This is a genomic window from Nonomuraea sp. B19D2, from assembly GCF_040137845.1.
GTDB lineage: Bacteria > Actinomycetota > Actinomycetes > Streptosporangiales > Streptosporangiaceae > Nonomuraea.
In genome coordinates, this window is the sequence record NZ_JBEFAK010000029.1 from 46,626 (window position 1) to 59,580 (window position 12,955).

Annotated in this window: 11 protein-coding genes; 5 read left to right on the plus strand and 6 right to left on the minus strand. The window is 67.6% G+C overall.

From position 1 onward, the window contains the following. Positions 1-4 precede the first annotated feature (4 nt). Positions 5-1,057: a quinone-dependent dihydroorotate dehydrogenase gene (locus ABN273_RS38975; protein ID WP_349454257.1), complete on the minus strand. Its 1,053-nt coding sequence runs from the start codon at positions 1,055-1,057 to the stop codon at positions 5-7. Between the two features lie 6 nt (positions 1,058-1,063). Beyond that, positions 1,064-1,714: a response regulator gene (locus ABN273_RS38980; RefSeq protein ID WP_349454259.1), complete on the minus strand. Its 651-nt coding sequence runs from the start codon at positions 1,712-1,714 to the stop codon at positions 1,064-1,066. Positions 1,715-1,747: 33 nt separating this feature from the next. On the opposite strand from ABN273_RS38980, the gene ABN273_RS38985 reads away from it, so the two are divergent. After that, a complete protein-coding gene (locus tag ABN273_RS38985; RefSeq protein ID WP_349454260.1) occupies positions 1,748-2,122 on the plus strand; it encodes a tautomerase family protein in 375 nt (124 codons plus the stop codon). Between the two features lie 20 nt (positions 2,123-2,142). Further along, complete coding sequence (gene lpdA / locus ABN273_RS38990) at positions 2,143-3,522, plus strand: dihydrolipoyl dehydrogenase (RefSeq protein ID WP_349454261.1); 1,380 nt, start codon at positions 2,143-2,145, stop codon at positions 3,520-3,522. Between the two features lie 75 nt (positions 3,523-3,597). Here the strand turns inward: lpdA and ABN273_RS38995 are convergent, their stop codons facing one another. Continuing rightward, entirely contained in the window at positions 3,598-4,062 is a 465-nt protein-coding gene (locus ABN273_RS38995) for an anthrone oxygenase family protein (RefSeq protein ID WP_349454262.1), read from the minus strand. A 211-nt stretch (positions 4,063-4,273) separates the two neighbouring features. Here ABN273_RS38995 and ABN273_RS39000 point away from each other — a divergent pair, with 211 nt between their 5' ends. Together ABN273_RS39000 and ABN273_RS39005 are read left to right on the plus strand one after the other, a co-directional pair. Beyond that, entirely contained in the window at positions 4,274-4,753 is a 480-nt protein-coding gene (locus tag ABN273_RS39000) for a hypothetical protein (protein ID WP_349454264.1), read from the plus strand. 126 nt (positions 4,754-4,879) lie between these two features. Next, on the plus strand, positions 4,880-5,608 hold the full coding sequence (locus tag ABN273_RS39005; protein ID WP_349454265.1) for a hypothetical protein: 729 nt from the start codon (positions 4,880-4,882) through the stop codon (positions 5,606-5,608). On the opposite strand, the gene ABN273_RS39010 is transcribed toward ABN273_RS39005, so the two are convergent. Beyond that, positions 5,605-6,462: a fructosamine kinase family protein gene (locus ABN273_RS39010; protein WP_349454266.1), complete on the minus strand. Its 858-nt coding sequence runs from the start codon at positions 6,460-6,462 to the stop codon at positions 5,605-5,607. The two genes, ABN273_RS39005 and ABN273_RS39010, sit on opposite strands and share 4 nt — an antisense overlap. 113 nt (positions 6,463-6,575) lie before the next feature. On the opposite strand from ABN273_RS39010, the gene ABN273_RS39015 reads away from it, so the two are divergent. Beyond that, positions 6,576-8,615 (plus strand): cellulose binding domain-containing protein, encoded by a 2,040-nt coding sequence (locus ABN273_RS39015; protein ID WP_349454267.1) that lies wholly within the window; start codon positions 6,576-6,578, stop codon positions 8,613-8,615. 46 nt (positions 8,616-8,661) lie between these two features. On the opposite strand, the gene ABN273_RS39020 is transcribed toward ABN273_RS39015, so the two are convergent. Further along, positions 8,662-11,088, minus strand: coding sequence for a hypothetical protein (locus ABN273_RS39020; RefSeq protein ID WP_349454268.1), 2,427 nt, complete (start codon positions 11,086-11,088; stop codon positions 8,662-8,664). A gap of 10 nt (positions 11,089-11,098) precedes the next feature. Then, entirely contained in the window at positions 11,099-12,301 is a 1,203-nt protein-coding gene (locus ABN273_RS39025; RefSeq protein WP_349454269.1) for a hypothetical protein, read from the minus strand. Positions 12,302-12,955 lie beyond the last annotated feature (654 nt).

Genomic DNA, 12,955 nt, shown 5'->3' on the forward strand with positions numbered 1-12,955 from the left:
TAGATTAGGCCGTGCGGCCGATGGCCTCGGTGATGGACTTCAGTCCGTGGCGGCGTACGCGCCTGGAGAGCTGCCGGTGGATGCGCGAGGCCCAGAGCGGGCCGCCGTAGATCCAGCCCGTGTAGCCCTGGACCAGGGTCGCCCCGGCCAGCAGGCGCTCCCATACGTCGTCCACGTCCTCCACGCCGCCCACCGACACCAGCGTGAGCCGGTCGCCGACCTTGGCGCGCAGGCGCCTGAGCACCTCCAGTGAACGGCCCTTGAGCGGGCGGCCCGACAGCCCACCCGTCTCGCCGCCGTGCCTGATCGTGGTGTTGGTGGCGATGATCCCGTCCAGGCCCAGCTCCACCGCCAGGTCGGCGACCGCGTCCACGTCCTCGTCGGCGAGGTCGGGCGCGATCTTCACCAGCAGCGGCGTGGGGCGGGGCGTGGCGTCCGCGACCTCCTTGACCGCGGTGAGCAGCGGCCGCAGCAGCGAGACCGCCTGGAGGTCGCGCAGGCCCGGCGTGTTGGGCGAGCTGACGTTGACCACGAGGTAGTCGGCCAGCGGGGCGAGCTCCTTGGCGCTGGCCACGTAGTCGGCCACGGCCCCCGACTCGGGCACCACCTTGGTCTTGCCGATGTTCACCCCGACCACGACGGGGACGCCGCGGGCGCGGCGCAGCCTGCGGGCGGCGGCCACGGCCCCGGCGTTGTTGAAGCCCATCCGGTTGATCAGGGCGCGCTCGCGCACCAGCCTGAACAGGCGCGGGCGCGGGTTTCCCGGCTGGGCGTGCGCGGTGATCGTGCCGACCTCGACGTGGCCGAAGCCGAGCGCGGCGATGGCCTCGGCACACGCGGCGTCCTTGTCGAACCCGGCGGCCAGCCCGAGCGGGCCGGGGAAGTGCACGCCGAACGCGGTCACCCGCAGGGCCGGGTCGTGCGGGGCGAGCGCCCGGTGGAGCAGCCGCTTGAGCACGGGCAGCCGGGCGAGGAGCGCGAAGGCGCTCACGGTGAGATGGTGCACGGCCTCGGCGTCGAAACGCCGCAAGACCTGCGTGAACACGAGGCGATACATCACGGGTCAGGCTACCAACCCGGCCTCGTGGGCGATGATCGCGGCCTGCACGCGGTTGCGCACGTCGAGACCGGTGAGGATGGCGCTCACGTACGCCTTCACCGTGCCTTCGACGATGTGCAGCTCGCGGGCGATCTCGGCGTTGGACATGCCCGCGCCGAGCAGGGCGAGCACGTCGCGCTCGCGGTCGGTGAGCGCCTCGATGCGGTCGCGGGCCCTGGCGCCCTTGGCCATCCTGCCGCCGGCGAGCTGCGCGATCACCCGCTGCGCGACCTTCGGCGACAGGTACGCCGCCCCCTCGGCCACCGCGTGGATCCCGGCGATCAGCTCGCGTGGGTCGCCCGACTTGAGCAGGAACCCGCTCGCCCCCACGTCGAGCGCCTTGGCGATGTAGTCGTCCTCCCCGAATGTGGTCAGCATCACCACGGCCGTCCGCGGCGCGACCCTGCGCAGCTCCCCCGCCGCGGCCAGCCCGTCGAGCCTCGGCATGCGGATGTCGAGCAGCGCCACGTCGGGGCGGTGGCTGATGGCCAGGTCGACGGCCTGCCTGCCGTCGCCCGCCTCGGCCACCACCTGCAGCGACGGGTCGGACTCGAGTATCGCCTTGACCCCGGCGCGGATCATGGCCTCGTCGTCGGCCAGGAGTATGCGGATCACACCTCTATATTGGCCGACCCTATATTGGCCTGCATGGCACAGGTGAAGGTGTACGGGCGCAGGGACGTGTGGGCCGGACGGCAGCGGGAGATCTCCGATCTGGTGCAGTCGTGCCTGGTGAGCGCGTGGGGCCTGCCGCCGGAGAAGCGGTTCCACCGGTTCCTGCTGCTGGACGGGGACGACTTCGTCTGCCCGGGGCGCAGTGACAATTACCTCATCATCGAGGTGATCTGCTTCACCGGGCGCAGCGACGACGCCAAGCGGGCGCTGATCCGGGAGATCTACGACAAGTCCGGATACGACCCGGAGGACGTGGAGATCACCATCATCGAGATGCCCAAGACGAACTGGGGCATCCGCGGGGTGCCCGCCGACGAGCTGACCCTCTCGTACAAGGTCGATGTCTAGCGGACGGTATGGTCCGACTCATGAGCACTCACTATGACGTCGTCGTTCTCGGCGCGGGTCCGGGAGGGTACACGGCCGCGGTCCGCGCCGCCCAGCTCGGACTGCGCACCGCGGTCGTCGAGGAGAAGTACTGGGGTGGCGTCTGCCTGAACGTGGGCTGCATCCCGTCCAAGGCGCTGCTGCGCAACGCCGAGCTGGCCCACATCTTCAACAACGAGGCCAAGACGTTCGGCATCAGCGGCCAGGTCAGCTTCGACTACGGGGCGGCCTTCCAGCGCAGCCGCAAGGTGGCCGACGGGCGGGTCAAGGGCGTTCACTACCTGATGAAGAAGAACGCCATCACGGAGTACGACGGGCGCGGCACGTTCCTGGACGCCAACACGATCCAGGTGAACGGCGAGACGATCACGTTCTCCCACTGCATCATCGCGGCGGGGGCGACCACTCGTCTGATCCCCGGCACGCAGCTGTCGGAGCGCGTGGTGACGTACGAGGAGCAGATCCTCACCGAGGAGCTGCCGCGCAGCATCATCATCGCGGGCGCCGGCGCGATCGGGGTGGAGTTCGCGTACGTGCTGCACAACTACGGCGTCAAGGTGACGATCGTGGAGTTCCTCGACCGGATCGTGCCGCTGGAGGACGAGGAGGTGTCGGCCGAGCTGGCCAAGCGCTACAAGCGGCTCGGCATCGAGGTGCTGACCTCGACCCGCGTGGACGCCATCGAGGACACCGGCGCCTCAGTCAAGGTCACCGTCACCAGGGGCGACCAGACGCAGGTGCTCGAGGCCGACAAGGTGCTGCAGGCCATCGGGTTCCAGCCGCGTGTCGACGGCTACGGCCTGGAGAAGACGGGCGTGGCGCTGACCGACCGGGGCGCCGTCGCGGTGGACGGGCGCTGCCGTACGAGCGTGCCGCACATCTTCGCCATCGGCGACGTCACCGCCAAGCTGATGCTGGCGCACGCCGCGGAGTCCATGGGCATCATCGCCGCCGAGACGATCGCCGACGCGGAGACCATGGAGCTCGACTATGTGATGATCCCGCGCGCGACGTACTGCCAGCCGCAGGTGGCGAGCTTCGGCTACACCGAGGCGCAGGCTCGTGACCTGGGCTACGACGTGAAGGTGGCGAAGTTCCCGTTCACGGCGAACGGCAAGGCGCACGGGCTGGGCGACACGGCCGGGTTCGTCAAGATCATCAGCGATGACACGCACGGCGAGCTGCTCGGCGCCCACCTGATCGGGCCCGAGGTCACCGAGCTGCTGCCGGAGCTGACGCTGGCCCAGCAGTGGGACCTGACGGTGCACGAGGTCGCGCGCAACGTCCACGCGCACCCCACGCTCGGGGAAGCCGTCAAGGAGGCGATCCACGGCCTCGCCGGCCACATGATCAACATGTAGCGGCCGGGAGCACCGCCGGAGGTGGACAGGCATTTCCGGGTCTCGCTCGGCGATGCCTGTCCGGCACCACGGCGATCACTCCCAGAGGTGGAGCGCCGCGCCCAGGAGGGCCACGGCGAGTGCGCAGGCCCAGCCGCGGACGCTGTTCCAGCGGGTCCAGCGGGGCGAGTAGCCCGGCCAGTCCACGCTGCCCGCGTCGAGCGCGTTGTTCAGCGGCACGTTGACCACGGCCGTCACCACGATCGAGCCGAGGAAGCCGGCCACCGCGGCCGCGATGGCCAGGACGCCCGGCAGGCCGGCCCCGGCCAGCAGCAGGAGGATCCCGGCGGCCAGCGCGACGACCGGCGACAGCGTGAACGTGGGCAGGAACCTCGGGTTGAGGATCTTCCTGTTGACGCTGCGCATGGCGACGGCCGCCTGGTCCTTGTCGATGGCGTCGAGAGCCGGCGCCACCGCCGTCGAGAACGCGAAGTACAGGCCGGACATCAGGCCGTTGAGCACGAGGGCGAGGATCGCCACGATGGCCGCGAGTAAGTCCATGCCGCAATGATCCTCCGCAGGCGAGATCACTTCCACGGAGTTTGTCATGGGTGCTTGCTAGCGTGCCGGGCGACGAGTGGCGCGACTTCTGACGAGTCCAGATTGAGCGCTTTCTCACGAGATCTTCAGAATTCGTACAGGAACCTCTGAAGGAGCCGGGAGAGCTTGGAGACGACCGGAGATCTTCTCGTACCCGGATGGTGACCCCCGCATGGCCTCCACTTCGACCTCGACCACGCCAGAACTGGCTGCCCGCCCCGGCCTGGTCCGCCTCGGCCTGCTGGGGCTGGTCGCGATCGGCATCCTGGGCGCCGCTCTCGAGCTCGCCTTCGAACGCCACTGGCAGAGCCCGGTGCAGCTGATCCCGTGGGCGGCCCTGGCGCTGCTCGGGCTCGCGCTCGCGCTGCTCCTCCTGCGTGACTCCCCTCGGGCGACCACCGTGGTACGCGTGATCGCGCTGGTCGTCCTGCTCGCGTCCGCGTACGGCGTCTTCATGCACGTGTCCGTCAACCACGGCGCGGGCGCGGCCGATCCCGCGTGGGACGCTCTCTCCCCGCTCACCCAATGGTGGTACGCGCTCACCAAGTCGGTCGGCCAGGCGCCGCCGCTCGCGCCCGGCATGCTCGCCCAGAGCGCGCTCCTGCTCACGCTGGCCACGCTGACGTCCCGGCACCGCATGAACGGCCGCTGAACGCCCTTGTGCAAATTTCGGAACCTTTCCCTCATTTTTCGCGTCACACCCAAACAGGCGAGTGTGACTTGTGAGGCTGGTGAGGTTCCGGTGACGTTAAGACGGATATTCATAGCGGCTGTGGCGATGAGCGCCACAGTGTTCAACGGGGCGGCGGCCGAGGCGGAGCCCCGCCCGGCGACTCCGGCGGTCACCGCGTCCACTCCCGCCGTCACCAGGCCGGCGGCGGTCGAGAAAGAGCCCGAATGCCTTCGGCTCAAGGGCGCGGAGGCGTGCGTGGGGCCGGACGGGAGCGATCGGCCGGGCATCACGATCGAGGACACGGCGAACGACCACTTCCATCCCGCCGTCGAGTACTACCTCAACGGCTACCTGGGCACCAAGTACGTCATCCACAATCTGGGACGAGGGGGCGAGGTCCGAGGAAACCGAGAAATCGGGAGGATCGTGACGTTCCGGGCGGCTCTTTACGAAGGGAATCATCGGGTCAAGTTCGGCCGGTGGAAAACCGTACGCAATATGACGAAATATCCGATTAAGCGGGAAACTCGGGTCACGCCCGCCGAGGCCCGTGCCCGAGCCAAGACCTGCACCTCCACCAGGGGCGCCGCGACCGTGTGCTTCGGCGAGCAGAACACGTTCGTCTTCGCCTGTGACACGGGCGCCGACAAGTACCAGGCCCGCGCCCAATACTTCATCGCCGGAGACCCGAGCGCGCGTTTCGAGATCCACCAGCTGGCCGGGGTGAACACCTGCGGCAAGGCCGAGCACGGTGACCTGGCCGTCAGCATGTACCGCGCCTCGGTGTACAACCACAACCGGCGGGTCGCCACCAGGCTGTACAAGTACAACTAGGCGAAGGGCCTGATGATCTCGCGCACGACCGCGGCGCACTCAGGCGCGTTGTCGTCGTGCGCGATGCTGCTCAGCAGCTCGCGCAGGTGGAACACCGGCATGCGGTCCCGCCAGCCGCCGTCCAGGCGCGCCGTGTCCGCGTACACCTCGAAGAACCGGTCCGCGGCAGGCGACCGCGGAGAGCACCAGAGCATGCTGAGGTCGGCCTCCGCCCAGCTGTAGGAGACGGCCGGATCGATCAGCGCCGGGCCGCCGGCCTGGCCGCAGAGGATGTTCTCGCGCCACAGGTCGCCGTGCGTCAGCACCGGTGACTGTGGCGGGAGCAGCTCGGGGAGCGCGGCGCAGAGACGTTCGAGCGCCCGGCGCTCCTCGCGGTCGAAGGCCGCCTCCACCAGCGGCTCCGGCAGCCAGCGCAGGATCCTGCGCTGGGCGAAGAAGGCGTGCCCGTCCTCGTCCCAGGTGTTGTCCTGGCGCAGCCGCCCCAGCCAGCCGTCCCGATGCCAGCCGAACCGGTCGGCCGTGGCGGTGTGGAGGGTGGCGACGGTGTGCGCCAGCCTCTCCCAGAAGCGCTCGTCGTCGTCGCGGCGCGGCGGCAGGGGTTCGAGCACGAGCAGATCGGCGGTGGCCGCCAGCACCTCGGGAGTGGTGGCGCCGCCCAGCTCGCGCAGCGCCCGCAGCCCTTCGGCCTCGACCTCGAACAGGTCCTGTACGGGCGTGCGCAGGGTCTTCGCGAACACGCGCGTTCCGTCGCGCAGGGTCGCGAGGCCCGCCAGCGCCACCACTCCCCCATTGGCCGTCTCCGCGGACACGGCGTCGAATCCGGCTTCCCGCAGCCGTACGAGTAGAAGATCCACATCTGAAAGTTTCACCATTGTTTGACGGGTTGGCGAGACCCCCTCATGATCATGGTGCCTCCTGGTCAGGAGGAGGCGTCGAGTGAATTCCGCTGACCAGGCGAGGTACGCCGATGCCCCGAACGTTGTTACGAGCCGCGTCCGCCTTACTGCTGACGCTGACCACCCTGAACGCCCCCGCGGCGTACGCCGACGACGTCGCCCCTGTCGCGGTGACCGTCAACGCGCGCGCCGCTCTCGCGACCGTCCCCGAAACCGGCATCGGTTCCAACCATGCGATCTGGGACACGAACCTGGGCACTGACGAGACCGCCGACCGGCTCAAGGACGCGGGCGTGCAGCTCCTGCGTTACCCGGGCGGCTCCTACTCCGACATCTACCACTGGGCCGACCACACCGCTCCAGGCGGCTACGTGGCTCCCAACACCGACTTCGACACCTTCATGCGCGGGGTACGGCGTACCGGGGCGCAGGCGATGGTGACCGCCAACTACGGCACCGGCACCGCCGAGGAGGCCGCGGCCTGGGTGCGCCAGGCCAACGTCACCAAGGGCTACGGCATCAGGTACTGGGAGATCGGCAACGAGAACTACGGCAACGGCCACTACGGCGCCGCCTGGGAGGCCGACAACCACGCCGACAAGAGCCCGGCCGAGTACGCCCGCCACGTCGTGGCCTACGCGGACGCCATGAAGGCGGTCGACCCCACCATCAAGATCGGCGCGGTGCTGACCACGGCCGCCAACTGGCCCGACGCCATCGTCGCCGACGGCGACAGCGGCAGCTGGAACAAGGTCGTCCTGTCGATCGCCGGACCGAAGATCGACTTCGCGATCGTGCACTGGTATCCGGGCGCCCTGGACAAGACCGGACACGTGCCCGACATAGTCCAGCTCACCCGGCAGCAAATCGCGAAGTACGCAGGGGCCGGCTCCGAGCGGATCGGCATCGCCATGACCGAGTTCAACACCGGGTCGAACAGCAACGGCACGAACACCCAGCCCGGCGCGCTGGCCGCCGCGGACTCGTACGCGACGCTGCTGGCGAACGGCGTGTTCACGGTCGACTGGTGGAACGTGCACAACGGCATCGGCACCGTCACACAGGTCGAGGGGCACACCGACTACGGCGACTTCGGCCTGCTGTCCAGCGGGACGTGCACGTCCGACGGCAGCGTCTGCGAGCCGGCGCTCAACACGCCCTTCGCGCCGTACTACGCGCTCCAGATGGTGAGCAAGTTCGCCCGCCCGGGTGACCAGTTCGTCCGGGCCGCGACCGACCAGGCGAAGGTCAGCGCGCACGCCGCCCGCCGGCCCAACGGCGACCTGGCGGTCATGCTGATCAACACCTCGTCGGACACGTCATACCCCGTCGCGATCGACTACACGGGCTACAGCCCCGCCTCGGGGGCGCCCACCGTGCTGACGCACACCAACGGCGCGACCGCCATCACCACCTCGAGCACCGGCAGCGCGACGAGCCAGACGCTGCCGCCGCTCTCCCTGACCACGCTCATCCTGCACCCCGCCACACCCCAGACCGGCGGCCCCGGCGCGCCAGGGCAGCCCACGGCCGCTCAGGTGACGGACAAGACCGCCACGATCTCCTGGCCCGCCGCCTCCCCCGGCTCGCGCCCGATCGTCAAGTACGAGCTCCACCGCCAGAACGGAGGCATCAGCGAGCAGCTCGGGGAGACCACCGGGACCTCGTTCACGGTGCACAACCTCAAGCCGGGCACCCGCTACACGCTCAACGTGATCGCGAGGGACAGCGGCGGCGGCCTCTCCTGGGCCTCGCCACCGTTGACGTTCACCACCGGCACGCCCGCGGCGAGCTCCTGCTCGGCACGGCTCACCGTGCAGACCGACTGGGCCAGCGGCTACGTCGGCGCCATCGACATCACCAACAACGGCGCCCCGATCAACGGCTGGACCCTGAACTTCAGCTGGCCCAGGACGTGGCAGAGCCTGGGCAGCGGCTGGAGCGCCGTCTGGACGCAGAACGGGCCGGACGTCAAGGTCGTCAACGAGTCCGGCAACGGCTCCCTCGCCACGGGGGCGTCCACCACGATCGGCTTCGTCGGCAACTACAGCGGCCCGAACGTCCTGCCCGACGTCTTCACCCTCAACGGCACCGTCTGCACGACCCAGTAGCCACGCGACCGTGGGGCCGCTCCTCGGGGAGCGGCCCCACGGGTCCTCAACCAGCGTGCCTGGCGGATGATGTCCCGCTCATGAAGAACTCGATCTGGCTCACGGCCGCCAGAGCGGAATCGGGGGCGTCCACGCGAAGGCTCCACGTGGTGAAGGGCATGGGACGCACACCTTCCAGCCGTGGGTCGTAGATGACCTTGTCGCCCTCGTACTCGAAGGTGATGGCGTAGGGCTGGCCGGAGAAGGCCCACAGTTCGCCACCTGGTGCCCGATCCTGGAAGCCGCCGCCGGCATGCAGTTCGACCGAGACCTGGCTATCCCCCGTGCCCACCAGCCACACGCGGACGCAGCTCAGGCGGACGAGGTCGTGTTTGGCGAAGAGCGGCTCCCCCGGCTCCAGAGCGAACTTTCCCTCCTTCCTCGACACAAGGTCGGCGAAGAGCTCCTTGTGGTCCGCCTTCTTCAGGACCAGCGTCCGCTTGAAGTCGCCGATCACAGGCGGTCTGACGTCTGAGATCGCCTGGTCGACACCCGCCAGGGCTTCGCTCATCTGCGCGGCATCGGTCGGGACGGCCACGGGCGGCATGCCCGGCGGCCAGGCCAGATGCTCGCAAAAGTACGCTGCCCGGTACCTGTGGAGGGCAGTGAAGAACGACTGCCTCAGCTCGTAGAGCCGTGCGTCGCGGAGCGAGCGCAGGAGCTCGACCGCCTCGTCCTTCCGGGACAGATCGTTGCGGAGCGCGGCGAGCGTGGCCTGCTTCTTCTTGATGCCGTCCTTGCGGATGAGCAGGGTCCCGAGCGCGCGCACCTGCTGGGCGAGCAATGCCTGCTGCTCGCAGAAGGCCCGCTGGTAGATCGAGTATTTCTGCACCGTGGTTCGATACGCGAGCACCGCGTCGACGACCGACTTGGTCGCCTCGGGATCACGGGTGATCTTCTCGAACTCCGCACCGGTCTCTGCGTCGAAGCTGTCCCACACGGCTTTGGACTCGATGACGGTGGGTACGCCCGCGGTCTGGCTGACCAGTTCCCCGATCTTCTCCACTGTGTTCAGCGGCTGGTTCACCTTCATGAGGGTTTGGGCGGCCGAGAGGATCCTCGTCGCTGCGGGCCCCATCGACTTCATGCTGTCCTGGAGTGCCTTCTTGTCGTCGTCGCTCCCGGACTCGTAGCCCCGGTACAGCAAGTACGGCGACGCGTAGAGGATCATGACCGTCGGCAACAGCCTGCCCGTGAACTTCGCCGCTTGCCCGAACTTCGACATGGTATTGAAGAAGGTCGCCGGATTCGCGGAGGCCACCGCCCCGGCCGCGGCCGGGTTGCCGACCACGCCACTGATCGCGACTCCGATCTGGACGACGCCCATCACGATCTCGAACGTCGCCTTCGCAATCTTGATGATCCGGTCCTGCGCCAGCTCACCCTCGAGCCGGATGCCGCTCAGCTTCGCGTCGAAGGCCTGGTTCGCCAGTTCCTTCGACACTCTTTCCAGGGTCGCGGTGGATTCGCCGATGAGTCTTCGGGCTTCGTCGATCTGTTGGTCGATGTCCTGAAGATCAACATCGTCCCGGCCCATCCACGCGCCCACGACCTCCGAGACCACCTTGTGCAGGTCGTCCCGGACACCGTCGAAGCTGCGGTCGAGCTCGTACTTCTTCGCGGTTTCGTACTGAGCGCGGGCCAGTCTCAGGTACAGGTCCGAGGTGAGAACCGGAAGGCTGTGGGTGGTGTGGCCGTCCCGAGTGACGGGAAGCAACCGGCTCAGCGTGTCGGCGTCCTGGAAAAGCCGGGTCAGGTACGGCGACGGATACGCGGCCCAGCGGACGATCCAGCTCAGGATGGAACGCGCGAGTTCCTGTTCCTCCGCTCGCGGCACGTGTGCGCGCATGAGCCCCGCGGCCAGGTCGAAGCTCGCCGTGAGCACCTGACGGAGCGGGCTGGAGACGTCGAGCAGGTCGATCGCCAGCCTTCCCTGCCGCTCCACCAGGCCGTCGGCGTCGCCGGTGTACGACCGGTAGCGAAGCGGCTCCTCCCTCGGGGGTGCGATCAGGCGCTTTTCGTCCTGCGTCCCGTATGCCCGTACCGTAAACGTCCCCGTGACCTCGTGGGCGAGAATGCGGAGCACAGGTTGCCGGGCCTTTTCCTTGTCGTACTTCAGGATCAGACCGGCGCTGTCTCCCTCGATCTCGATGGACCTGGCCACGATGCTGAGCAGGCCGAGGTCCTTACCCAGTAGGCGCTTTTTGAACGACGCGGGGATCCGGACGATGTCGGCGAAGACGACGAGCGCGGTGGCCTTTTTCTCCTGGGCCTCCGCATAGACGGTCTCGAGATCGACGCACAGGTTTGCGGCTGTCAAGCGGCCGACGACTTTCGAATAACCCGGGCTTGTGATCGGGAACAACCGGTTCTCGTTCTCGAGCATCGACGTCACCCGGGCGTGGACGTCCGATGCGGTGGTGGATGCCGCCATGCTTCCCCTCCTACGCCGCGACCTTGACGCCCGAGGACAGTTCCTCTGCGGTCTCCACCGACTTGGCGACAGCGAAGTTGCGGTAGCGGTCGGCCTGCTGCTCCAGTGCGCGCCACGTCTTCCGGGCGGTCTCCAGGTCCAGCGAAGCGAGGTCCCATTCCTCGGCCAGCGCGTTGTCCTCCGCGTCCTTGAGCAGCTCCTGCCTCAGGTCCTTCAGGTCGCTGGTGAGCGCGTTCCACGCTGCGGCGATCTTCGCGACGAGCGGCTGCACAATGGTGAGGTCCTCCTTGGTCTTCTGGGTCAGGTCCATCCCTGTCTTGTACTCGGCGAAGAACTTCTGCTCGATGCCGAGCTTGCTCCGCACGGCCTCGAGTTTTTTGACCTTCTCCTTGATTCTTTCGACCTGGAGGCCCAGATCGATTCCGACTCCGATCAGTACCCCGGCCATGATGAACGGGCCGAAAACGGGAATGACGAGATACACAGGAGCCGTGGCCAGGACAATGCGCTCGTCCTTGTCCTTCTTCCGCGCGCCGGTCAGGTCCTGGTCGAGCAGCGCGATCTCGCCCTTGATCCTCTCGACTTCCTTCTCGGCGCCGCCGTATCTCTGCCGGTACCGAGTCACGTGAGCTTCGAACTCCCCGGAAGAACGTTCGAGGGCGGCCTTGAAGACTTTCATCTTCTCGTTGAGCTCCAGGGCCCTCTTGGCCCTCTCTTCGGCATCCTTGAGCAGCCGTTCCACGTATTTCTGGAACTTCACCTTGATTTCCGCCGACTCTACAGACGGTGCACCTGTGCCCCATTGCTTCGCCAGCTCGACCAGTTTCGCAGCGATGTCGCGGCCCGGCTCGTGCTCCTCGAGGAGCCGGATGAGACGCTCGTACACCGTGTCCACCCGGCGCTGGTACTGGACGATGTCGCTGGCCAGCTCCACGGTTTTCGGCTGGATCTCGTCCTTGAAGACGGCGCAGTCGGCCTTCAGGGAGGCGTAGATCCCGACCGTGTCCTTGAAGTCCTGCTTCAGCTCGTCGCCGGACTGGAGAGCCAGCGTCGTCCGCATGGCCTCTTCGGTCGCCGGGTTCTTGTTGACGGCCATGTCCGCGAACGCCTGCAACTTGCGCCATTCATCGGTGTTCAGAACACTGATTCCCGCATCGAGCTCTTTCCGCGCGGACAAGGTACTGTTGATGTCCCTTACCGTCTCGTTACCCATGAGCCGCTCCCTTCCGGTAGGCACGCCGAATCAGACGTATCGGCAAACCGGGCCACCGGTTTATGGATACGTCATTACTCAGCGCTGTTTGGGATCTCCCCTCCGCATCTCCCCGTCTGGAGCATGCACCGAGAAAACATCGTCAACAAGGGCAAGAGACCAAGAAAATCCACCCCGGCCAAAATGAGTAGATTTATCACGAAATCAGGGAATTGACCGGATAAGTCCGTCCTACCGCGCCGTAACGCGCACACCTTCTCGGTGGGCTCCCTCTGGCACGCCTGCTCCAGGGCGCAGGCACCGGGGACCACAAGCGCTCCACCCGCCACGGCACCCACTACAATCCGGACAAATCGGACAGTCATGGGGGTAGGCCCAACGCAGTGACGAGCTTACACACGGTTGACTATCGTGACTAAACGGGAATACTGGATTTCCCGTTTGGCCGTCGTTCCATTGAGACCGAGGATGCCCATGTCGCTTGGCCCCGCCGTGCCTCAGGCAGAACCGCACCAGGCACGCAGCTGTGCCGGCGTCGCGGAAGGGCGCGTGCCACGCCGACGCGGTCCCCACCAGCCGCCATGTGAGAACGGCGCGCGCCGATAGCGGGCTCTTCGGCGGTCGACATCTCCCCCGCCGGCTCCCCCCGACCCC